At 64.8% G+C, this 21,172-nt stretch carries 22 protein-coding genes; 8 read left to right on the plus strand and 14 right to left on the minus strand.

The features are described 5' to 3' along the window. Window positions 1-1,467 (plus strand): glycogen synthase GlgA, encoded by a 1,467-nt coding sequence (gene glgA, locus MTR72_RS04405; RefSeq protein WP_445819557.1) that lies wholly within the window; start codon window positions 1-3, stop codon window positions 1,465-1,467. Window positions 1,468-1,520: 53 nt separating this feature from the next. On the opposite strand, the gene MTR72_RS04410 is transcribed toward glgA, so the two are convergent. Next, complete coding sequence (locus MTR72_RS04410; protein ID WP_280965211.1) at window positions 1,521-2,468, minus strand: oxygenase MpaB family protein; 948 nt, start codon at window positions 2,466-2,468, stop codon at window positions 1,521-1,523. A gap of 91 nt (window positions 2,469-2,559) precedes the next feature. Continuing rightward, window positions 2,560-3,702 carry a patatin-like phospholipase family protein gene (locus tag MTR72_RS04415; protein WP_280965212.1) on the minus strand — a complete coding sequence of 381 codons (1,143 nt, stop codon included), beginning with the start codon at window positions 3,700-3,702 and terminating at the stop codon, window positions 2,560-2,562. 201 nt (window positions 3,703-3,903) lie between these two features. On the opposite strand from MTR72_RS04415, the gene MTR72_RS04420 reads away from it, so the two are divergent. Next, window positions 3,904-4,791: a LysR family transcriptional regulator gene (locus MTR72_RS04420; RefSeq protein ID WP_280965213.1), complete on the plus strand. Its 888-nt coding sequence runs from the start codon at window positions 3,904-3,906 to the stop codon at window positions 4,789-4,791. 193 nt (window positions 4,792-4,984) lie between these two features. Here the strand turns inward: MTR72_RS04420 and MTR72_RS04425 are convergent, their stop codons facing one another. Beyond that, on the minus strand, window positions 4,985-5,701 hold the full coding sequence (locus tag MTR72_RS04425; protein WP_280965214.1) for a peroxiredoxin-like family protein: 717 nt from the start codon (window positions 5,699-5,701) through the stop codon (window positions 4,985-4,987). A gap of 82 nt (window positions 5,702-5,783) precedes the next feature. Then, the gene (locus MTR72_RS04430; protein ID WP_280965215.1) at window positions 5,784-6,068 is read right to left on the minus strand and encodes a hypothetical protein; all 285 of its coding nucleotides are present in this window, start codon (window positions 6,066-6,068) and stop codon (window positions 5,784-5,786) included. Between the two features lie 238 nt (window positions 6,069-6,306). Here MTR72_RS04430 and MTR72_RS04435 point away from each other — a divergent pair, with 238 nt between their 5' ends. Beyond that, a complete protein-coding gene (locus MTR72_RS04435; protein WP_280965216.1) occupies window positions 6,307-6,789 on the plus strand; it encodes a cupin domain-containing protein in 483 nt (160 codons plus the stop codon). An 86-nt stretch (window positions 6,790-6,875) separates the two neighbouring features. After that, on the plus strand, window positions 6,876-8,084 hold the full coding sequence (locus tag MTR72_RS04440; RefSeq protein ID WP_280965217.1) for an MFS transporter: 1,209 nt from the start codon (window positions 6,876-6,878) through the stop codon (window positions 8,082-8,084). On the opposite strand, the gene ccoS is transcribed toward MTR72_RS04440, so the two are convergent. The 10 genes from ccoS to MTR72_RS04490 all read right to left on the minus strand — a co-directional run bounded on the left by ccoS (window position 8,081) and on the right by MTR72_RS04490 (window position 17,546). Further along, window positions 8,081-8,248, minus strand: a complete 168-nt coding sequence (gene ccoS, locus MTR72_RS04445; RefSeq protein WP_280965218.1) for a cbb3-type cytochrome oxidase assembly protein CcoS — start codon at window positions 8,246-8,248, stop codon at window positions 8,081-8,083. The two genes, MTR72_RS04440 and ccoS, sit on opposite strands and share 4 nt — an antisense overlap. Beyond that, a complete protein-coding gene (locus tag MTR72_RS04450) occupies window positions 8,248-10,440 on the minus strand; it encodes a cation-translocating P-type ATPase (protein WP_280965219.1) in 2,193 nt (730 codons plus the stop codon). The genes ccoS and MTR72_RS04450 overlap by 1 nt, the downstream gene beginning before the upstream one ends. Window positions 10,441-10,452: 12 nt before the next feature. Continuing rightward, on the minus strand, window positions 10,453-10,938 hold the full coding sequence (locus tag MTR72_RS04455; protein WP_280965220.1) for a FixH family protein: 486 nt from the start codon (window positions 10,936-10,938) through the stop codon (window positions 10,453-10,455). A gap of 15 nt (window positions 10,939-10,953) precedes the next feature. Continuing rightward, window positions 10,954-12,420: a cytochrome c oxidase accessory protein CcoG gene (gene ccoG / locus MTR72_RS04460; protein ID WP_280965221.1), complete on the minus strand. Its 1,467-nt coding sequence runs from the start codon at window positions 12,418-12,420 to the stop codon at window positions 10,954-10,956. A gap of 111 nt (window positions 12,421-12,531) precedes the next feature. Then, window positions 12,532-13,404, minus strand: a complete 873-nt coding sequence (gene ccoP, locus MTR72_RS04465; protein WP_280965222.1) for a cytochrome-c oxidase, cbb3-type subunit III — start codon at window positions 13,402-13,404, stop codon at window positions 12,532-12,534. Between the two features lie 6 nt (window positions 13,405-13,410). Beyond that, the gene (locus MTR72_RS04470) at window positions 13,411-13,575 is read right to left on the minus strand and encodes a cbb3-type cytochrome oxidase subunit 3 (protein ID WP_280965223.1); all 165 of its coding nucleotides are present in this window, start codon (window positions 13,573-13,575) and stop codon (window positions 13,411-13,413) included. Between the two features lie 13 nt (window positions 13,576-13,588). Further along, entirely contained in the window at window positions 13,589-14,323 is a 735-nt protein-coding gene (gene ccoO, locus MTR72_RS04475; protein WP_280965224.1) for a cytochrome-c oxidase, cbb3-type subunit II, read from the minus strand. Between the two features lie 11 nt (window positions 14,324-14,334). Further along, window positions 14,335-15,984 carry a cytochrome-c oxidase, cbb3-type subunit I gene (gene ccoN, locus MTR72_RS04480; RefSeq protein WP_280965225.1) on the minus strand — a complete coding sequence of 550 codons (1,650 nt, stop codon included), beginning with the start codon at window positions 15,982-15,984 and terminating at the stop codon, window positions 14,335-14,337. 275 nt (window positions 15,985-16,259) lie between these two features. Beyond that, window positions 16,260-16,685 (minus strand): CBS domain-containing protein, encoded by a 426-nt coding sequence (locus MTR72_RS04485; protein WP_280965226.1) that lies wholly within the window; start codon window positions 16,683-16,685, stop codon window positions 16,260-16,262. A gap of 27 nt (window positions 16,686-16,712) precedes the next feature. Then, window positions 16,713-17,546, minus strand: coding sequence for a universal stress protein (locus MTR72_RS04490; RefSeq protein WP_280965227.1), 834 nt, complete (start codon window positions 17,544-17,546; stop codon window positions 16,713-16,715). 206 nt (window positions 17,547-17,752) lie between these two features. Between MTR72_RS04490 and fixL the strand changes: the two genes are divergently transcribed. The 4 genes from fixL (at window position 17,753) to MTR72_RS04510 (ending at window position 21,155) form a co-directional block, all read left to right on the plus strand. Then, window positions 17,753-19,270 (plus strand): sensor protein FixL, encoded by a 1,518-nt coding sequence (gene fixL, locus MTR72_RS04495; RefSeq protein WP_341510123.1) that lies wholly within the window; start codon window positions 17,753-17,755, stop codon window positions 19,268-19,270. Between the two features lie 3 nt (window positions 19,271-19,273). After that, the gene (gene fixJ, locus MTR72_RS04500) at window positions 19,274-19,891 is read left to right on the plus strand and encodes a response regulator FixJ (RefSeq protein ID WP_280965229.1); all 618 of its coding nucleotides are present in this window, start codon (window positions 19,274-19,276) and stop codon (window positions 19,889-19,891) included. Between the two features lie 43 nt (window positions 19,892-19,934). Next, entirely contained in the window at window positions 19,935-20,366 is a 432-nt protein-coding gene (locus MTR72_RS04505) for a response regulator transcription factor (RefSeq protein ID WP_280965230.1), read from the plus strand. A gap of 84 nt (window positions 20,367-20,450) precedes the next feature. Next, on the plus strand, window positions 20,451-21,155 hold the full coding sequence (locus MTR72_RS04510; protein WP_280965231.1) for a helix-turn-helix domain-containing protein: 705 nt from the start codon (window positions 20,451-20,453) through the stop codon (window positions 21,153-21,155). Window positions 21,156-21,172: the final 17 nt, after the last annotated feature.

Raw genomic sequence — 21,172 nt, forward strand, 5'->3', positions numbered from 1 at the left:
CTGGACCCGTTCTTGCATAGCAGCAAACGGGCTCGGAAGAGGGCATCATTCTTGAGGGTCTTATTCGTCACGACCGAGATGGACGATTTCGTCCGCGTAGGCGGACTTGGCGCCGTTTCGGCTGCCCTCCCCAGAGCCCTCCGCTCCTTCGCCGATATCCGGATCATGCTCCCCGGCTATCGCGATATCATCGAACAACTCACGCATGTTCAGGTCGTTGGCCGCTGTCCGGCCTTCGCGGAGATGCCGGCCTGCTCGCTGGGCCGGGCCTCGACCAAGGACGGTCTGCCGGTCTATGTGCTGTTGTGCTCGCAACTCTACGACCGTCCCGGCAACCCTTACGGCGACGAGACCGGGCGCGACTGGCCGGACAACGATATCCGCTTCGCGCGCCTTGCTTCGGCGGCCGCTGAGCTGGCCGCAGGCAGCCTGGACAAGGATTGGGCAGCAGACCTGGTCCATGCCAATGACTGGCAGGCCTCGCTGGTGCCGGCTTATCTCGCCTGGCGCGGCTCCGGTATCCCGTCGATCCTGACCATCCACAACCTCGCCTATCAGGGACTCTTCCCGAAGGACGCGCTGCGACGCATCGGCGCACCGGAGAGCTCCTTCCATATCGACGGCATCGAGTTCTATGACCAGCTCTCCTTCCTCAAGGCGGGGCTGGTCTATGCCTCGCACCTTACGACCGTCAGCGGCACCTATGCGCGGGAGATCACCACGCCGGAATTCGGCTGCGGGCTGGAAGGCCTGTTGCGGGTCCGTTCCGATGCCGCCGAGCTCACCGGTATCCTGAACGGTATCGACGAGAGCTGGGACCCGCGCTCCTGCGCGCAGCTCGCCCAGCAATTCGGCGCCGGCGACTGGGTGGGCAAGAAAGCCAATGCGGACTATGTCCGCAAGCAGTTCGGGCTTGCGGTGTCGCGCGGGCCGATGTTCGGGATCGTCGCGCGCCTGGTGCACCAGAAGGGCATCGACCTCGTGCTGTCGGCGGCCGACGAGATCATCGATGCCGGCGGCCAGATCGTGGTCACCGGCTCCGGCGAGCCGGCGCTCGAGCAGGCGCTGATCGCGGCGCATCGCCGCCGCCCGGACTCCATCGGCGTCGTCATCGGCTTCAACGAGGCCCAGGCCCGACGGATCTTCGCCGGTAGTGATTTCATCCTCATGCCGTCGCGTTTCGAGCCGTGCGGCCTCAGTCAGATGTACGCCCAGCGCTTCGGCTCGCTGCCGATCGGCCACCAGACCGGCGGGCTGGCCGAGACCATCACCGATGGTGAGACCGGATTCCTATTCCCGAAGCCGTCGCACGAATCATTTCTCGGCGGCGTCCGCCGGGCGTTCTCGACCTTCATGGCACAGGACCGCCTCGACTCCATGCGCCGCAGCGCGATGGCACGCTCGTTCTCGTGGAAAATCTCAGCCGGCTGCTACAATGCGCTGTACCGAAGGGTGGCCTCTGTGTGAGGGCGCGACGGCGCGTCCACATTTTCCGTCATTGCGAGCATCTTCCCGAGCCTCTACCTGCCGCGGTCATCCATTTGCGGCCGTCCGATCCACGCCCGATTCAGACAGCGCGTCATCCAATCGGGCTCGGTCTTGCCATTCAACCGCGCCTGCGCTTCCTGATAGGGGCCGACATAACGCAGCCGGTCGGGCAATCTCGGATAGACGCGTCGTATCCACGTCAGCGCACGGTCGGCGGTCCTGACGTCCGGCTCGTCAAGCGCAAGGCCGAAGCCCGCGCGCAGCCGCTCCGGCAGCATGCTCGCAGTCACGGCGCGATACCATCGCGGTGGCCGCAACCACGGACGCGCACCGCCAAGAATCTGCGTGGCGACCTCGCGCGCCGCGGCGCTGACGGTGAGCGTGTCCGATTGCGCCATCGCCTCGTTGTAGGCTGCAAAGGCTGACCAGTCCGCCGGAAGGTCGTCCGGCGTGAGCCCAAACAAGGCGCCGTACATCCTGCTCTCGCTCCAGTAACGCTCGCGCTCCTCCGCCGAGAATGGCGGCAGAACCAGGTCATGTGCCATGAGCGCGGTCTCGACCAAGGTCGCGTGGACCCAGCGCAGCGCCGCAACGTCGTTGGCGCAGTAGCTCGAGCCGGCCGCGAACGGACCGACCGCCTCAGGCATGTGTCCAACGATCATGGTATGGCGCCGATGGAGCTGCCGGGCCGACAGAAGCGCCCTGTCGAGCGAGCCGAACACCATGGCGAACATGATGTCGAACGTGCGATGGAAGCGACCGATCGGATCGGCAAGCGTCCGCGAGTGCTCGGCGATCGCGGCAGCGACCCAGGGATGCGCAAGTTGAAGCAGCAGCGCGCGGCCCGCGCCGAGAAAAATCACGGCTTCCCGATCGAGCCGCCACGTCACCGAGGCCGGGCCGAAAACGCCCGCATTCGATCCCGCGGCGTCAGCCCGGACGAGATTGAGCGCAGCCTCCAGATCTTTCTCGGCGACCAATTGCAAGCCCCTCGACGCGGATGCACCGACAATAGCCTAGCCTTGCGGTCCCGCGAAGTCGTCATTGCGTGAAGCGACGTGTGATCCGGTGTCACTCCGCCGCCATCGGCATCTCCTCGATGTGCTCGTGCAGCACCACGCCGGACAGCGGATCGAACTCCCCGATCCACGGCGCGCGCGCAAGCACCGTGCTGGTGTGAGCATAGCCGGCATCCCAGCGCCGCATGATGCCTGACGGGCTGAAGTCGATGTCCTTGGTGTGGGTCTCGCGATCGAGTTGCGGCGCCAGCAGGCGCACCACGTGCATGCGTGTCGGACAGCCATAGCTCATCAGCTCGCGCACGGCCGGATCGCTGCGCTCGCTCTCGGGCAATCGCGCCGCGAGCTGGTTGATGACGTGACGCAGACGATGAGCCTGCTGTTGGCGGACGATCTGGCTCGCGATCCGGCTGGAATACTGCACGTCCTTGTGCCGGTTCAGCACCTCCGCCATCGTCGTCGGCTCGGCGCCGACGGGATTCCACAGATGGACGGCGAAGATCAGCGAGTCCTTGCGCGGGTTGTCGTCGAAGACGGCCTCGGTCGGCGTGTTCGACAGAATGCCGCCGTCCCAATAGAGCTCGCCGTCGATGCGCACCGCAGGGAAGGCCGGCGGCAGCGCTCCCGAGGCCATGACATGCTTCACCGTCAGATCGCCGTCGCGACTGTCGAAGTACCGCATCCGGCTGGTCCGGACGTGAGCCGCACCGACCGTGAGGCGCGGCACGCAGCGATTGACCAGATTGAAGTCGACGAGATCGAGCAACGTCTTTTCCAGCGGAGCGGTCGAATAGAATCCGGCGTGATCCGCCCCAAGTGGATATGAATCTCCGGCATGCGCCAACGGATTGGGCCGGAAGAAACCTGGAATGCCGCTCGTAATCGTCGACCAATAGGCCAATTTCTCGTTGAAGCCCGGGAACGCGATACGCGGATTCCAGACCGGATTCTGCTCCACCCGCTTCCAGAACTCTTTCAGCCGCGGCAGCCGGTCCTGCGGCTCATTGCCGGCGATCAGACTGGCGTTGATCGCCCCGATGGAGGTGCCGATGATCCAGTCCGGCTCGATGCCGGCCTCGTGCAGCGCCTGGTAGACGCCGGCCTGGTAGGAGCCGAGCGCGCCGCCGCCCTGGAGCACCAGGACGACCTGGCCCGGCAGGTCCCCTGACCTGATGCGTTGAATGGTGCTCTGCATGTGCCACCTCCCGTCAAGCTCGACGTCGCTTAGACTACGTCGACCTAGCGCGATTGTTACGCTCTCCCTTGTGCGGGACGAACGGGCGCTGCGCAAATGCCCATTGGCTTCCGAAACCATGCGCGGACGCTATTGCCGTCAGGGTGTCATTCCCCACCCCGATCGGCTAGATTTCGGGCCGGTCTTGCTGGGAGCCGATCCATGGAGATGCACCAGGTCCGCTATTTCCTCGCGGTGGCGCAGCTATTGAATTTCACGCGCGCCGCTGAAGAGTGCAACGTGACGCAGCCTTCGCTGACGCGTGCGATCAAGCAGCTCGAGGCCGAGCTCGGCGGCGACCTGTTCCGCCGCGAACGGCCGGCGGCTCAATTGACTGAGCTCGGCCAGCGTATGCATCCGCTCCTGAAGCAGTGCTACGATGCGGCCGTCGGCGCACGCTCGCTCGCCTCCTCGTTCAAGAGCGGGGAGATCGGCGCGCTGCGCATCGCGTTGACGCATTCGGTCGATCTCGCTTTGCTCATTCCCCATCTCAAGCAGATCAAGCGGCAATTCAACCGGCTCGAACTCCGCTTCCTGCGCGGCTCGAGCCGCGAGGTCGCCGATTTCCTGAAGAAGGGCGAAGCCGAGCTCGGCATCGCCGCCGATATCGACGAGGCCTGGGAGCGGCTCGATGTCTGGCCGTTGTTCACCGAGACATTCGAGCTCGTCGTCAACAGAGAGCATCGACTGGCCGATCGCAGCACGATCGAGCTCGACGACCTGCGCTCGGAGCAATTGCTCGGCCGGACCTTCTGCGAGCAATCCCGGCGCATCTCGGCTAGCCTCCGCGAGCACGGGATCGACGTCGACCATGGCCACGAGATTGCGAGCGAGCACGATCTGATCGAGCTGGTGGAAGCCGATATCGGCATTGCGATGATGCCGCATACCTCGTCCGTGCCGCAGACCCTAAAGCGGACCGCAGTCGCAGGACTGGACGCCCGCCGCACCGTAAGCCTGTATGGCGTCGCCGGCCGCCAGCGCACGGCGGTGGCCAACGCCGTCATGCGCCTGCTGCGTGGCGCGGATTGGCGGGAGATTGCGGGGTAGTGCAGAAGCAATGCTCACTGCACCCTCTCTCCTTGTGGGAGAGGGTGGCTTCGCGAAGCGAAGCCGGGTGAGGGGTCTCTCTCCGCAAGTCACCCTCTCAGCTTGTATTCATGGAAGCAAACCCCTCATCCGGCGCTTCGCGCCACCTTCTCCCACAAGGAGAGAAGGAAGAGCAGCCCGCTTCACGTGAAACTTAGTCCTCCCGGCTCGCGCTCTCCAACGCCGCAAGCAGATCGTCGATCTCCATGCGCCTGCGGAAATCGGGATCGACGAAGCGGGCTTTCACGGTGCCGTCGCGGCCGACGACGAACACGGCCGGGATCGGCAGCATCCAGCCATCGTTGCCGTGAAACTTCGCCATGTCCTGATAGGACAACAGCTCTTGAATCTCGGCACCGAGCCAGATCGCGAGATTGAGCGAGAGCGCATAGCCGTTGTCCAGATCGGTCAGTACCGGAAACGGCGCTCCGGACTCGGTCTTGAACCTTCCGGTGAACTCCTGTGTCTCCGGCATGATCGCGACGATCTGCGCTCCCATTGCCTTGATGCGGTCCTGTGCCTGAGTCACCGCGCCAACATTGAGCCGGCAATAAGGGCACCAATGGCCGCGAAAGAACATCACCGCGACCGGACCGTTCGCCAGCAGCGCGGGCAATGTGACGAGATGGCCACTCTCGTCGGGCAGCACGAATGGCGGCATGGCATCGCCCGGCCGCGGCGCGGTCTCGCCGCCACCGTTCCCGTTCAATCTCGCGACCAGGCGATCGACTGCTTGGCCATAGGCCGGGAACACCTCGCGGCTTGCGTCGGCATAGGCGCGGAGCTGTTCGTTCAGCGTGCCCTCCATCTCGCGGCAGCGCTGGAGGGCAAGCCTGAGCCGCTCGGCATTGGCTGGTGAGAGAGACGTCATCTTCCGCTCCGGCGTTCTTGGGGCGAATACTAGTTTCGTGGTCCGGCCGCCCGCAAGGGGCGGCCGTCGCGCGAAGGCCGCTTCAGTTCACGTAGAAATTGCCGGTCGGATCGAGCCGCCCTGGCGTGTAATACAGCGCGCCATCGTCCATGAAGAAGACGGTGTTTTCAGGCACTTTCTTCGCATTCTTCATCATCGCGCCGTGGTTCTTCTCGGTCGAGGCCATGGCCATTGCCGACATCTTGCCGGGCCCGCCATAGACGTAGGCCATTCCGGCCTTGAAATCCCAGGCGGCCTCCGAGAAGGCCGAGGTGGCGATGACCGCGAACGCGGCGGTGGCGATCAGGGTCTTGGACAGCTTCGTCATGGATGCTCCTCCGGATTGACGTGAACGCCCGCCAATCGGGCGCCCTGCCATCGAACGCCGGACGCCGCGCAAGCGGAAATGCCGTTTCCGGATCGGTTCGATAGCCGCCGCCTATCGACATAGCGCGGAGCTATCGCAGCGAGAGCAAGACGGCATTTCAGGAGAGGCGCGGCTTCGGCGAAGCTGATGCCATTGCCGGCGGTCGATGAACCCCGGCGAGCAACAAAGGAGTTTATCCATGTTCACGCATCTGACAGCGTCGCGCGCGGTCTGGACAGGCCTTGCCATCGCCGGCGCACTCGTGGTCTCGGCGCAAGCAGCGCTCGCCGGCGAATGCCCGGCCGACAAGATCAAGCCGAATGCACGCCAGATGGTCGACCATAAGCCCGTCGGCGTCACCGACGTGACCCTCGGCGCGATCGACCTGGCGAAGCAGCCCGCCAATATCAGGGATCGCGAGTTGCGCTTCCGCAAACTGACGATCGAGCCCGGCGGCATCGTGCCCTGGCACAGCCATGACGACCGCCCCGCCCTGATCTTCGTCCAGCAAGGCGAGATCGTCGAATACGCCTCCAACTGCATCGATCCGATCGTGCACAAGGCCGGCGATCTCCGTCCCGAGGTCTACGGCACCTCGCACTGGTGGAAGAATCTCGGCAAGGAGACCGTCATCCTCTATGTGGGCGACGTCCGCAGGGACCCGCATGACCACAACATGTGACGGGTGCAATCGCCCGCCCGCGTCATTCCGGGGCGGCTCGAAGCGCCGAACCCGGAATGGCGCCTGCCCTGCACAGGAGCCGTTCCATGACTGATCTTTCCGCGCGCATAAAGCCCGCCGCCATCGAGATGCACGTCCACTCGCCAAACGTTGCACTTCGCTCTCTCGTGATCGGTCTCACCGCATTCCTCACCGTGGTCGACCTGTTCGCCACGCAGGCGATCCTTCCTTCGCTGACGCGGCACTACGGCGTGACGCCGGCCGCGATGGGCTTTGCCGTCAATGCAAGCACCTTCGGCATGGCGATCGCCAGCCTCGTGGTCGGCTTCTTCAGCCCGCGCATCGATCGACGGCTCGGCATCCTCTTGAGCCTGACCATGCTTGCCGTTCCCACCAGCCTGCTCGCGTGGGCGCCCAATCTCGCCGTTTTCACCGGTTTGCGCGTCGTCCAGGGCCTCTGCATGGCCTCCGCTTTCGCGCTGACGCTCGCCTATCTCGGCGAGCAGTGCAGCGCCATGGACGCCGGCGGCGCATTCGCCGCCTACATCACCGGCAATGTCGCGAGCAATCTGGTCGGCCGGCTGATGTCGGCCGCACTCGCCGACACCCTCGGCCTCGCCTGGAACTTCTACGTCTTCGCTGCGCTCAACCTCGCGGGAGCGGTGCTGGTTTATTTCACCATCGCGCGCGTCGAGCCGATGCAAGCCATGACGCTGACGGCCTCCCCGCTCAGGGCCGTATCGGCGCACTGGCGCAATCCGCGGCTGCGCGCGGCTTACGGGCTCGGCTTCTGTATCCTGTTCGCCTTCATCGGTACCTTCACGTTCGTCAATTTCGTGCTGGTGCGACCGCCACTGTCGCTGGGCATGATGGACCTCGGTCTGGTGTATCTGGTTTTCCTGCCATCGGTCGTCACGACCCTATTCGCCGGCGGCGCTGCGGCGCGGATCGGAACGCGCCCGACCATCTGGGCTGCGCTTGGCGTTGCCGCGATCGGCCTGCCGTTGATGCTGACCGCGCATCTTGCCGCCGTCCTCGCGGGCATGGTGCTGGTTGGTGCCGGCACCTTCTTTGCCCAGGCGGCCGCGACCGGCTTCGTCGGACAGGCGGCCGCCGAAAACCGCGGCGTTGCCAGCGGAACCTATCTCGCCTGCTATTTCTGCGGCGGCCTCGCCGGCACCGCCGTGCTCGGCCGGCTGTTCGATTCCTTGGGATGGCCCGCCTGTGTGGCTGGTATTGGAGCCGCGCTCGCGATTGCGGCGCTCCTGACGTTTGCGCTGAAGAGCGACCGCTAGCGCTTGGCTTGCGCCTCCTGCGGCGGATCGTCGTCGGCGATCGCACGCCAGGCGGCGCCCTCGAGGTCGTCGTACTGGCCGCTGCGGAGCGACCAGAGAAAGGCGGCGAGGCCTGCAAGCCCGAGCGCCAGCGCCAGCGGGACCAGGATGACGAGGATTTCCATCACACTCTCTCCTGCGAGACGCTGCGGGCCCGCAGCGAATTCAACATGACGAGGATCGACGAGCCGCTCATGGCGGCGGCCGCGATGAGGGGCGTCACGACGCCGCTGATCGCGATCGGCACCGACAGGACGTTGTAGCCGATCGCAAGCCAGAGGTTTTCGCGCATCAAATGCAGCGCCTTGCGCGAGAAGTCGACCGCGGCAACCACCGGCGCCAGCGGCTTGCCGAGGAAGATGAGATCGGCCGTCGACTGGCTGAGATGCGCAGCGGAGATCGGCGACATCGAGACATGGGCCGCCGCAAGCGAGGGCGCATCGTTCATGCCGTCGCCGACCATCAGCACCTTTTGGCCACGCCGTTTCAACTCCTCGATCCGCGCGATCTTGTCGGCCGGCGTGAGGCCAGCGCGCCACTCGGCGATGCCGAGCGCGTCGGCCGCCGCCCTTACCGCCGGCTCGCGGTCGCCGGAGAGGATCTCGATGCCGACATTTCGCGCCTTCAGCGCCGCGATCACGCCTCGCGCATCGGGACGCAGGCCTTGCCGCACCGACAGGATGAACTTTTCGCTGCCCTTGCGGAACGCCACCACGGACGCCTCGGCTTCGAGAGTGTCGCCGGCCCCGATCAGCGTCTCGGCGCCGCAGAATGACGGACGGCCGAGGCGAAGCTCGACGCCGTCAAGCGTCGCGCGCACGCCCTGCCCGGCCTCCTCGACCGCGCCGATGATGGGCGACTTGGCGCCGGAAGCCCGTGCGACCGCGGCCGCCACCGGATGATGGCTCGATAGCGCGAGCCGGCCCGCAAGCTCGAAGATGTCAGCAGGAATATCGGCCGCATTCGCCACCTCGAGATCGGGCAGCGTCAGCGTCCCGGTCTTGTCGAAGATGACATGGTCGGCTTCGGCCATGCGCTCGATGGCGTCGCCCGAGTTGAGCAGCACGCCGGATTTGAACATCGCGCCCGAGGCCACCGTCTGCACGGTCGGGATCGCGAGCCCCAGCGCGCAGGGGCAGGTGATGATCAGCACGGCGACACCGGTGACGATCGCATCGTGCCAGCTCGCGCCGGCGAAAACCCAACCGATGATGGTGAGGAGCGCGGCTGCATGCACCACCGGTGCGTAAAGCCGCGAGGCACGGTCGGCAAGTCGCATGTAGCGCGAGCGCGCCTGCAGCGCGTTGTCGAGCAGACGCGCGATCTCCGCGAGCAGCGTCGCTTCGGACGCGGCCGAAACCCGTACCCGCAGCGTGCCGGAGATGTTCATCGATCCGGCATAGACCGGGGTGCCCTGCTCCGCCGTGACATAGAGCGTCTCGCCGGTGATCAGGCTCTGGTCGATCTCGGAGCGCCCCTCGATCACGGTGCCGTCGACCGCGCAGCGCTCACCCGGCCGCAGCAGCACGATGTCGCCGGGACGGATCGCCGCCACCGGCACCTGCGAGATCTCGTCGGTCCCGATGAACTTCGCCGCCGTCTCCGCCTTCAGCGCGGCGAGATTGCCGGCGACCGCGCGCGTCCGCCGTCGCATGTTCTGGTCGAGGAAGCGGCCGACCAGGAGGAAGGTGAGCAGCATGATCGCCGCATCGAAATAGGCGTGCTCGGCGTGATGGACGGTTTCGACGATGGACATGCCGAGCGCGAGGATCACGCCGATCGAGATCGGCACGTCCATGTTGGTCGTCTTCGCCGACAGCGCGCGCCAGGCCGAGCGGAAGAACGGTTGACCGGCATAGGCCGCCGCCGGCAGGGCGATCAGCGCCGACAGCCAGTGGAAGAAGTCGCGCTGCTCGGGCAGCATGTCCGAGACGTTGCCGGACCACACGGGAACCGACAGCATCATCACGTTCATGGTGGCGAAGGCGGCCACGCCAAGGCAGCGCAGCAGGAAGCGCGATTCCGCAACCTCGGTCGCCTCCGCACTCTCGGTCTCGTACGGGTAGGCCTTGTAACCAAGCTCCTCGAGGCGATCGATGAAGCGGGCCGGATCGAGCGTGCCCTGCTTCCATTCCAGCGCGACGCGGCGGTCGGTGAGGTTCACCCGCGCCAGCGTGACGTCGGGAATGGCGGCGAGGCCGCGTTCGATCTTGGCCATGCATCCGGCGCAGTGGACGCCTTCGACCGCGAGATCGATGTGCTGGAGTCCCTGGCCCGCGGCCCGGACGTAATGCGAGAAATCCCGCGTCACCTGCATGGCGCGTCCCTCTCAGTTCAGGATCACGCGGTTGCGCGACAGGAAGACGCGTGTCCCCCGCGCCTCGCCCTCGATCACCAGATCCCACTGGCCCGGCGCGACGGAAGCGGCGGTGCCGCGATAGATGCCGATGCCGGCCTCGGCGAGCTCGACCGCGAGGTCGGCCCGCTTGTCGGTCGGCCGCTCCAGACGGCCGCCGAATTTCAATCCGCTCATCGGTCGGCCTGCCGCATCGCGTGCCTCGACCTGGAGCACGGCGCCGCCATCGGTGCGGCGCTCGATATGGGCATCGACCTGCCATTTGCGCGCGGCCTGGTCCTGCGCCGCCGAGATCTCCCGCTCATAGGTGAGCCCCGCCGCATAGGGGCTGTCGACGTCGGTGCCGGGCAGCGTCGCGATCGCGAGCTTCATCATGGTCACGTTGACCCCGATCACGACGCCGAAGAAGGCGACCAGCATCAGGAAGACCTTGATTCCGGTCAGCGGCTTGGATGCCATGGCAGTCTCCTGGTCTTAAGGCGAGACGAAATTGTCTGTCGCAGAGGCGGCCTCGCCGAGCCCGATATCGGTGACATGGAAGTGCACGGGGATCGACTTCTCCGGATTGCTCTCGGCTGGGGCGGTGACGAGCAGCCGCAGCTCGCTGGTCGAGTCGCGCGGGATCACGATCATCGGCCGATCCGGCGTCACCGAATCAACGCCGACGACGTGGACCGTGGGATTGGCCGGACCGTCCGCGTCGATCGCGACGACGCGGTCGTAGCCGCTCTTGTTCAAGAGCCGGACCGTATAGGCATTGCGGATCGAGCCGTCGCTGAGCTTGACCGCGATCGGATTGCGGTCGTGCAGCACGTTGACGTCGAGCAGGCTGCGCGTTGCCAGCGTATAGAGCATGATGCCGCCGACGGCCGCGATCATCGCGCTGTAGATGATAGTGCGGGGCCGGACGATACGGTAGATCGGCGCCTTGCCGTTCTGGCGGCGCTGGATGTTGATGTCGTTGTCGTAGCCGATCAGGCGCGTGGGCCGGCCGATCTTCGTCATCACGTTGTCGCAGGCGTCGATGCAGAGCCCACACTGGATGCATTCGAGCTGCGGTCCGTTGCGGATGTCGATGCCGGTCGGGCAGACCGCGACGCATTGATAGCAATCGACGCAGTCGCCGACATGCTCGCCGATCGCGCGCAGCTCCGCGGCCTTCTTGACCGAGGTGCGCTTCTCGCCGCGGTCGTAGCGATAGGTGACGTTGAGCGCCCATTCGTCGGTGAGCGCCGCCTGGATGCGCGGCCACGGGCACATGTAGGTGCAGACCTGCTCGCGCATGTGGCCGGCCAGCACATAGGTCGTCGCGGTGAGAATGCCGATCCAGATGTAGGCGATCATCGGCGCCTGGAAGGTCAGGAGCTCCTTCACCAGCGTCGGCGCATCGTTGAAATAGAGCACCCAGGCGCCGCCGGTCCACCAGGCGATCAGGAGCCAGATCGAATGCTTGAGCGCGATCTCGGAGCCGCGCTTGAGCGTCAGCGCACCGGATGACTTATCCTTCCTCATGCGCTCGCGCCGGTCGCCTTCGACGAACCGCTCGACGGCGTAGAACAGGTCGGTCCAGACCGTCTGCGGGCAGAGATAGCCGCACCAGATGCGGCCACCGATGGAATTCATCAGGAACAGCGCCACCGCGGCGACGATCAACAGGCCGGTGAAGTAGTAGACCTCCTGCGGCCACAGCTCGATGAAGAAGAAATAGAAGCGGCTGTTGGGAAGATCGATCAGGACCGCCTGGCTCGGTGCACCCAAGCCGCGATTCCAGCGCACGAAGGGCAGGAAGTAGTAGACGCCGAGGCAGAACGCCATCAGGCCCCATTTGATCCGGCGGAAGGTGCCGGAGACGCTCTGGGGATAGACCTTCTTGCGGGCGGCGTAGAGCGGCCCGTAATCGTCGTCCGATGTGAGCTCGTTCGGGTTCACGGTCTTGTTCATCGCTGAAAGCTTCTTAGGAGGTGCGATCGAACCTAGACCGGGGGCCGGCGCGTCAATTGATTCAGCGCAAAACGGGGGCGCTTTTCTTCACCCCCGCCAGCCGCCGGTCCGCTATTTTCCGCCGCCCAGCGAGTGGACATAGACCGCCATCGCCTTGATGGTGGCGGGATCGAGCCGGCCTTCCCAGGCCGGCATGACGCCGGCGCGTCCCTGGCTGATGGTCTCGATCAGGGTCGGCTCGTCGGCGCCATAGAGCCAGATCTTGTCGGTCAGGTTCGGTGCGCCGAGTTCCTGATTGCCCTTGCCGCCGTCGCCGTGGCAGGCGACGCAATTCTCGGCGAAGATCTTCTCGCCCTTCACGGCATCATAGCCCTTGCCGGTCGAGAGGCCAGACAGCGACCGTACGTAGTTGGCGACCGTGACGATCTCGTCCGGCTTCAGCACGCCGTCCTTGCCGAACGCCAGCATCTGGCCTTCATGCGTCTTGGCATGTCCCGAGCGCGCGCCATACTGGATGGTCTGCATGATCTGGTCGAGTGTGCCGCCCCACAGCCAGTCGTCGTCGTTCAGGTTCGGGTATCCCTTTGCTCCGGCCGCGCCGCTGCCGTGGCACGGTGCGCAATTGTCGCCGAACACGGTCTTGCCCTTGGCACGGGCGAGCGCCAGCAGTGCCGGATCCTTCTCAATGTCGGCAAGCGAAGCCGCGCCCAGCGCCGCCATCTTGTCACCCCGGATCTTCTCGAGGTTGGCGAATTCGACCGCGACGTTCGCGCGGGACGAGTAGCCGAACAGTCCCGTCGTATTGCCTTGGATCAGCGGCCAGGCGGGATAGACGATCCAGTAGCCGATCGCCCAGACGATGGTGAGGTAGAAGCTGATCACCCACCAGCGCGGCAGCGGCGTATTGAGCTCCCTGATGCCGTCCCATTCATGTCCGGTCGTTGACTTGCCGGAGACGGAATCGATGTCGCTGTGATCGGTCATGATCTCTCACTCCTCCCGCAACGGCAGCCGCGCCGCTTCGTCGAAGACGGCCTTGTTGCGAGGCCAGAATGCGTAGGTGATGATCGCGAGAAAGATCGCGACGAAGGCCGGCGTCCAGATCGTCGTCACGAGTTCGGACGCAAGGTTGTGGACTGTCAAAATCGCTTTCATCGGTGATGCCTTTTCAGCGGAGATTGGCTTTCTCGTTGTAGAGCTTGAAGTCGACCAGTGTGCCGAGCATCTGCAGATAGGCGATCAGCGCGTCCATTTCGGTCGGCGTGCCGGGTTTGCCATCGAAGTTGCGTACCGCGGCCTTGGCGTACCGCTTGCCGAAAGCATCGGTGCCGGCGTTGTCGGGATCGGCCTGGGCCTTGAGGTCCGCCGCAGCGCTGGCGATCTGGTCGTCGGTATAGGGAACGCCGACGGTCCTCAGCGTGCGCATGTGATCCGCGATCGAATCCGGATCGACCTCCGTCTGGCTGAGGAACGGATAGCCCGGCATCACCGACTGCGGCACGATCGCGCGCGGATTGGTCAGATGGGTGACGTGCCAGTCGTCGGAATATTTGGCGCCGACGCGGGCGAGATCCGGACCGGTGCGCTTCGAACCCCACTGAAACGGGTGGTCGAACATGCTCTCGGCGGCGAGCGAGAAGTGGCCGTAGCGCTCGACCTCGTCACGCAGGGCTCGGATCATCTGAGAATGACAGAGATAGCAGCCTTCGCGGACGTAGATGTTGCGGCCAGCGAGCTCGAGCGGCGTGTAGGGCCTGACCCCGTCAACCACCTCGATCGTGCTCTTGAGGTAGAACAGCGGCGTGATCTCCACGAGGCCGCCGATCGCGATCACGACGAGAATGCCGACGATCAGGATAATCGAGTTCTTTTCGAAGATTTGATGGCGTGTCCAGAACGACATGGTCGAGCTCCTCATTCCGCCGGCTGAAGAGCGACGGGCATCTGCACTTCCGCCTCGCCCACGCGGACCGTCATCCACAGATTGAAGGCCATGATCAGCGAGCCGATCAGGAACAGCGCGCCGCCGGCCGCGCGGATGATGTAGAACGGATGCATCGCCTCGACGGTCTCGATGAAGGAGTACTCGAGGAAGCCGAGCGAGGTGTAGGCGCGCCACATCAGGCCCTGGAGGATGCCGGACACCCACATCGCCGAGATGTAGAGGACGATGCCGAGGGTGGCGATCCAGAAGTGCCAGTTGACCAGCTTCAGGCTGTACAGCGCCTTGCGATTCCAGGCCCACGGCACCAGGCAGTACAGCGCGCCGAAAGAGACGAAGCCGACCCAGCCGAGCGCGCCGGAATGCACGTGGCCGATGGTCCAGTCAGTGTAGTGGCTGAGCGAGTTGACGACCTTGATCGACATCATCGGGCCTTCGAAGGTCGACATGCCGTAGAAGGCGACGGAGACAACGAGCATGCGCAGCACAGGGTCGGTTCGCAGCTTGTCCCAGGCGCCCGACAGCGTCATCAGGCCGTTGATCATGCCGCCCCAGGAAGGCATCCACAGCATCACCGAGAAGGTCATGCCCAGCGTCTGCGTCCAGTCCGGCAGCGCCGTGTAGTGCAGATGGTGGGGACCGGCCCAGATGTAGAGGAAGATCAGCGCCCAGAAATGGATGATCGAAAGCCTGTACGAATAAACCGGCCGCTCGGCGCGCTTGGGGATGAAGTAGTACATGATGGCGAGGAAGCCCGCAGTCAGGAAGAAGCCGACCGCGTTATGGCCGTACCACCACTGGAACATGGCGTCCTGGATGCCGCCCCACGCGATATAGGACTTCGAGCCGAACACCGAGACGGGAAGCGCGGGATTGTTGCCGAGATGCAGGACCGCGATCGTCACGATGAAGGCGAGATAGAACCAGTTCGCGACGAAGATGTGTGGTTCCTTGCGCTTGACGATCGTCACGAGGAAAACGAGCAGATAGGTCACCCAGACGATGGTCAGCCAGAGATCGGCGTACCATTCCGGCTCGGCATATTCCTTGGACTGGGTGACGCCGAGCAGATAGCCGGTGCCGGCGATCAGGATGAAGAAGTTGTAGCCGACCACGACGAACCAGGGCGCGAGATCGCCGGCGAGACGCGCGCGGCACGATTTCTGCACCACGTAAAAGGATGTTGCGATCAGCACATTTCCGCCGAAGGCGAAGATCACCACCGAGGTGTGCAGCGGCCTCAAGCGGCCGAAGCTCGTCCAGGGCAGATCAAAATTCAGCCAGGGCCAGGCGAGTTGGGAGGCGATGAGGAGGCCGACGAGGAATCCGGCGATGCCCCAGAACATCGCCATGACGGCGGAGAACTTGATCGGGCCCATGTTGTAGTTGGGACGGCCGTTGATCTCTGCCGGCGGCAGCGCCGCCGGACGCTCGAAGTAGCGGTTGATGATAACGAAGACCGCGACGAGGCTCGCGGCCGCGCTGAGTCCGGCATGGAAAGCGAACGGCGCATCGAGGGCCTTGGCCGAAGCGATCACGCAGAGAAAAGCGGTGACCGCGAACACTGCCGCCAGGCCGCTTTCGCCGATGGTCATGGATTTCAACGTGGAGGGCTGGCTCATCGCGGATTCTCTCTGAAAGAACACGCGAGCCAGAAACCACATTTGTCCTCGCGGCGAATTGATTGAAATCAAGAGGGGTGATTTCTGGTCGGGCCAGGCGGCTGCCAATTGGAGGGCCCTCTCCCCTTGTGAGAGGGCAACGAGGACGGTGCCGCAGACTCGTTGGGGTGAGGGGCTTGGGTCCCCAGAAAAAAGTCCCTCTGAGGAGAGAGACCCCTCATCCGGCGCTTGGCGCCACCTTCTCCCACTAGGGGAAAAGGGGAAGTAGCATCTCGTCAGTCGCGCGCTGTCGCCTTGAGCGCCGCGATCACGTCCTCGCGGGCGATGATGCCGACCAGCTTCTGGGCGCCGTCGAGCACGATGATGCTCCTGATCCGGTGCTCGACCATGATCTGGAGGACTCGGGTCAGCCTTGTTTCGCGGCTGACGTAGATGAACTCCGGCGTCATGACGTCGCCGACCTTGCGGCTCATCAGGTCGAGATAGCGCGGCAACATCTGGCTCGGCGTGAAGGCGAAGCACTTCAGGATGTCGAACTTGGTGACGATGCCGACGACCTGCCCGTCATCCTCGACCGGATAGCCGTTGAAATCGTCGCGCTCGAACATCTCGCTGAGCGCGAGCATATCGAGCTCGCGCTTGACCGTCCTGACGTTGCGCGTCATGTAGCCGTCGACGGTGGCCTCAAGGAATTTGTACATGGCGCGTCCTCATCGATTCGTCATGTCTCAGTGCGACAGCAGCACGCAGCGGGCGGATTGCGTGACCAGGTACTCGGTGACACCGCCGAGGATCAGTTCGCTGAACCGCGAATGACCGTAGGCGCCCGCGACGATCAGGCCGGCCCCGATGTCGTCGGCAATACTTCCCAATTGGTCGCCCGTGCTTTGGTTCCTGGCTGGTTCGCAGACGCGCGCAGTGGCCGTGACGCCGTGCCGGGCAAGCCAGGCGCTGACATCCGTAACGCGCGCCATCGCGGCCGAACGGTCGTTGTCGCGCTCTGGAATCTCGACGACGGCGACATCTCTGGCCTTGCGCAGCATCGGCAGTGCGTCGGCGAGTGTCCGCCGGGCTTCCGCCGAGTCCTTCCACGCCACGAGCACGCTGCGCAGATCAAGCCAATTGACCTTGTCGGGCACGACGAGAATCGGGCGGCCGGCCTGCATCACCAGGTCCCTGGGGCTCGCGAGCGCGAAGGCATCGGAGAAGGCCGGGCTCTGTCCGCCACTGACGATGATGTCAGCGCAACGCGCCTGCGCAAGGACGAACCGAGCCGGAAAATCCATGGCGCTGCGCCACTCCACGTGCCCGCCGCGGTTTCTGGTCGCGGCACGGAATTGCACCTCGAGCTTGGCGAGGCGCTGCCTGACCGACGCGCGGCCCTGATCGATAACGTCCTGAGCCGCGGCGCCATCGGTGAAATAGAGCGGTGGCGGGAACCGCGCCGCCCCGACACCGACGATCGCCGACTCGAACCGTTCGGCGAGTTCGCCTGCGACCTGAAGACGCGCATCATTGGGCTGATCGAGCGCGAGGCTGACCATGACGGTCGCGTATGTCATCAGGGATCTCCGGTGCAATGAGCTTCCAGAGAGCTTAGGCCGCCGCACCTTCGGCAGGATGAGATAGATCAAATTGCCCGGCGCCGCGCAGCGTGAAATCGGCCAATGGAATCAGACCTCCGAACTTGCCTCCGGCGCGGCCATGGGCGAAATTGCCGCGATGTGGCGGCACCCGGGCCGGCCATCGGAAGGATTGGAGCAGCTATTTGTCGCCGACCCGCGTAACGCATCCGCAAGACGACGATCGCGGCGAGCATTTCCGGGTCCGGATCGAGGGGTTCGGCGTCGGCACCTGGGATCTCGACCTCAGGACGCGCGATCTGGAGTGGTCGGACACCGCCAGGGCACTGCTCGGCATCGGACGAGATCAGGCGGCGAGCTTTGAGCTGTTCCTGTTACGCCTCGCGCCCGACGACCGCGAGCGCGTCGAGAGCGCGATCAGACGCGTGTCCGACGAGGGCGGCGGTTTTGACGTATCGTTCAGGGTCGCCCATGCCTCCGGCCGCGGACACTGGATCCGTGCCAGGGCGGGTCTCATTCGGGACGAGGCCGGCGCCGCCCGCCATCTCAACGGCATCTTGCTTGACATCGACCAGGAGAAGCAGGTCGAGGAGGCGCTCCGCACCCGCGAGACCCACCTCCGCTCGATCCTCGAGACCGTTCCCGATGCCATGATCGTCATCGACGGCCGCGGCATCATGCAGCTCTTCAGCACCGCCGCCGAGCGCCTGTTCGGATGGTCCGCGCACGAGGCCATCGGTCAGAACGTCAGCATCCTGATGCCGGAGCCGGACCGCACGCGTCATGACAGCTACATCGCCCGCTACCGCACCACGCACGATCCGCACATCGTCGGCATCGGCCGCATCGTGACCGGCATGCGCCGCGACGGCACCACTTTCCCGATGCATCTGTCGGTCGGCGAGATGCAGTCCGGCGGCGAGCCCCATTTCACCGGCTTCGTTCGCGATCTCACCGAGCACCAGCAGACCCAGGCGCGGCTCCAGGAGCTGCAATCCGAGCTGGTCCACGTCTCGCGGCTGACCGCCATGGGCGAGATGGCGTCCGCGCTGGCACACGAGCTCAACCAGCCGCTGGCCGCGATCAGCAACTACATGAAGGGCTCGCGGCGCCTGCTTGCAGGCAGCAACGATCCGAACACGCCGAAGATCGAGAGTGCGCTGGACCGCGCCGCCGAGCAGGCGCTGCGCGCCGGCCAGATCATCCGGCGCCTGCGCGACTTCGTCTCGCGCGGCGAATCCGAGAAGCGGGTCGAGAGCCTGTCTAAGTTGATCGAGGAAGCCGGCGCGCTCGGGCTCGCCGGCGCGCGTGAGCAGAACGTGCAGCTCCGCTTCACCCTCGATCCAAATGCCGATCTCGTGCTTGCCGACCGGGTGCAGATCCAGCAGGTGCTGGTCAACCTGTTCCGCAACGCGCTGGAAGCGATGGCCCAATCGTCGCGCCGCGAGCTCGTCGTCATCAACAGGCACATCGCCGACGACATGATCGAGGTGGAGGTGTCGGACACCGGCTCCGGCTTCCAGGACGACGTCGTTCCAAACCTGTTCCAGACCTTCTTCACGACAAAAGAGAGCGGCATGGGCGTGGGACTGTCGATCAGCCGCTCGATCATCGAGGCTCACGGCGGCCGCATGTGGGCCGAGAGCAATGCATCGCACGGCGCGACGTTCCGCTTCACCTTGCCGGCAGCCGACGGGGCCTGATCCATGACGACCAAGGGAATGGTGTACGTTATCGACGACGACGAGGCGATGCGGGACTCGCTGAACTTCCTGCTGGATTCCACCGGCTTCGGCGTCACGCTGTTCGACAGCGCGCAAGTCTTTCTTGACGCCCTGCCCGGCCTCGCCTTCGGCTGCGTCGTCTCCGACGTGCGCATGCCCGGAATAGACGGCATCGAGCTGTTGAAGCGGATGAAGGCACGGCAATGCCCGTTTCCGATCCTGATCATGACCGGTCACGGCGACGTGCCGCTTGCGGTCGAGGCCATGAAGCTCGGTGCAGTCGACTTCCTGGAAAAGCCGTTCGAGGACGACCGCCTCACCACCATGATCGAATCGGCGATCCGCCAGGCGGAGCCGGCGGCCAAGAACGAGGTGATCGCGCAGGACATCGCCGCTCGCGTCGCCTCCTTGAGCCCGCGCGAGCGCCAGGTCATGGAGGGACTGATCGCGGGCCTCTCCAACAAGCTGATCGCCCGCGAATATGACATCAGCCCGCGCACGATCGAGGTGTACCGGGCCAATGTGATGACCAAGATGCAGGCCAACAGCCTGTCGGAGCTGGTGCGGCTCGCCATGCGCGCCGGCCTGATCAGGGATTGAGGCAGGTCAATATCCGCGCCCACCGCCGTGTTAGCCAAACAGCATGATCGAGGTTGGCTCGCATGAGCGGCTCTCGTCCGCCGCAAAACCCACGGTGTTTGTGGTCGACGACGATGCTGCCGTTTTGGGATCGCTGCAGTTTCTGCTGGAAACCGACGGCTTTGCCGTGCGGACCTTCCGGAACGGCACCGCGCTGCTCAATGCGGCCGGCACCACGGGCGCTGATTGCTATGTCATCGACTACAAGATGCCCGGCATCAACGGCATCGAGCTTGCTGGCTACTTGCGGAAATCGGGCGGCGACACGCCGGTGATCCTGATCACCGGCTATCCGGACGAGAACATCTCGGCGCGAGCCGCGGCAGCCGGGGTGACAGACGTGATTTTGAAGCCGCTTCTCGATGAGAGCCTGGTCAAACGCATTCGCCGGGCCATTCAGGACAGGCGTGGAACCGACCTACGGAATTCTACGTAAGGAAACCTCCCTAAGGTATCGTTCGAATTTTCGCGACGCTCCATCGCGGGTAGCAATGGGTTCATCACAGCGGAGATGGCTCAGATGCTCACCCAGTCGCTCAACGCCCCGGCGATCAGCACCCCAATCACCCGCAGCAAGGTTGCGCCGGCCGCCCATCCCGTTTCCGACCAGTTCCGCGCGATCACCCGCCATGTCGGCCTTGTCGCCACCGAATTTTCCTACCGCAAGGAAGAGGAGATCTACGGCGAGGACGAGCCGGCCGAATACGTCTACCAGGTCGTCTCCGGCGCGGTGCGCAGCTACAAGCTTCTCTCCGATGGCCGCCGTCAGATCGGCGCCTTTCATCTTCCCGGCGATGTGTTCGGTCTGGAATCCGGCGCCAGCCATCGGCTCGCCGCCGAGGCCATCATCGACACCACGGTGCGTCTGGTGAAGCGCGCGAGCCTCGAGAAGGCTGCCGGCACCGACGTCCAGGTCGCCCGCAAGCTCTGGACCATGACCGCCTCGGAGCTGCGCCACGCCGAAGACCACATGCTACTGCTGGGACGCAAGACCGCGATGGAGCGCGTCGCCACCTTCCTGCTTGAAATGGACCGCCGCCTCGCCGTCGCCGGCATGATGGCGCTGCCGATGTGCCGCCGCGACATCGGCGACTATCTCGGCCTCACGCTCGAGACCGTGTCGCGCGCGCTGTCGCAGCTTCACGCTCAGGGCATTCTCGGTTTCTCCGGCGCCCGCCAGATCGTGCTGCGCAACCGCCAGCGCCTGCACAATCTCGACGCCTGATTTCCTCCTCCCCCAAC

This window comes from Bradyrhizobium sp. ISRA442 (assembly GCF_038085055.1).
In the GTDB taxonomy this organism is placed as follows: domain Bacteria; phylum Pseudomonadota; class Alphaproteobacteria; order Rhizobiales; family Xanthobacteraceae; genus Bradyrhizobium.

What these genes read in the sequence shown, in the direction of transcription:
- MTR72_RS04425 (WP_280965214.1), bottom strand. Translation starts at nt 5,701, where the DNA reads ATGACGTCTCTCTCACCAGCCAATGCCGAGCGGCTCAGGCTTGCCCTC.
- MTR72_RS04450 (WP_280965219.1), bottom strand. Translation starts at nt 10,440, where the DNA reads ATGCAGGTGACGCGGGATTTCTCGCATTACGTCCGGGCCGCGGGCCAG.
- MTR72_RS04510 (WP_280965231.1), top strand. Translation starts at nt 20,451, where the DNA reads ATGCTCACCCAGTCGCTCAACGCCCCGGCGATCAGCACCCCAATCACC.
- MTR72_RS04440 (WP_280965217.1), top strand. Translation starts at nt 6,876, where the DNA reads ATGACTGATCTTTCCGCGCGCATAAAGCCCGCCGCCATCGAGATGCAC.
- MTR72_RS04430 (WP_280965215.1), bottom strand. Translation starts at nt 6,068, where the DNA reads ATGACGAAGCTGTCCAAGACCCTGATCGCCACCGCCGCGTTCGCGGTC.
- ccoP (WP_280965222.1), bottom strand. Translation starts at nt 13,404, where the DNA reads ATGACCGATCACAGCGACATCGATTCCGTCTCCGGCAAGTCAACGACC.
- MTR72_RS04505 (WP_280965230.1), top strand. Translation starts at nt 19,935, where the DNA reads ATGATCGAGGTTGGCTCGCATGAGCGGCTCTCGTCCGCCGCAAAACCC.
- fixJ (WP_280965229.1), top strand. Translation starts at nt 19,274, where the DNA reads ATGACGACCAAGGGAATGGTGTACGTTATCGACGACGACGAGGCGATG.
- ccoO (WP_280965224.1), bottom strand. Translation starts at nt 14,323, where the DNA reads ATGTCGTTCTGGACACGCCATCAAATCTTCGAAAAGAACTCGATTATC.
- ccoN (WP_280965225.1), bottom strand. Translation starts at nt 15,984, where the DNA reads ATGAGCCAGCCCTCCACGTTGAAATCCATGACCATCGGCGAAAGCGGC.
- MTR72_RS04490 (WP_280965227.1), bottom strand. Translation starts at nt 17,546, where the DNA reads ATGACATACGCGACCGTCATGGTCAGCCTCGCGCTCGATCAGCCCAAT.
- ccoG (WP_280965221.1), bottom strand. Translation starts at nt 12,420, where the DNA reads ATGAACAAGACCGTGAACCCGAACGAGCTCACATCGGACGACGATTAC.
- MTR72_RS04485 (WP_280965226.1), bottom strand. Translation starts at nt 16,685, where the DNA reads ATGTACAAATTCCTTGAGGCCACCGTCGACGGCTACATGACGCGCAAC.
- MTR72_RS04470 (WP_280965223.1), bottom strand. Translation starts at nt 13,575, where the DNA reads ATGAAAGCGATTTTGACAGTCCACAACCTTGCGTCCGAACTCGTGACG.
- MTR72_RS04435 (WP_280965216.1), top strand. Translation starts at nt 6,307, where the DNA reads ATGTTCACGCATCTGACAGCGTCGCGCGCGGTCTGGACAGGCCTTGCC.
- MTR72_RS04415 (WP_280965212.1), bottom strand. Translation starts at nt 3,702, where the DNA reads ATGCAGAGCACCATTCAACGCATCAGGTCAGGGGACCTGCCGGGCCAG.
- MTR72_RS04420 (WP_280965213.1), top strand. Translation starts at nt 3,904, where the DNA reads ATGGAGATGCACCAGGTCCGCTATTTCCTCGCGGTGGCGCAGCTATTG.
- ccoS (WP_280965218.1), bottom strand. Translation starts at nt 8,248, where the DNA reads ATGGAAATCCTCGTCATCCTGGTCCCGCTGGCGCTGGCGCTCGGGCTT.
- MTR72_RS04455 (WP_280965220.1), bottom strand. Translation starts at nt 10,938, where the DNA reads ATGGCATCCAAGCCGCTGACCGGAATCAAGGTCTTCCTGATGCTGGTC.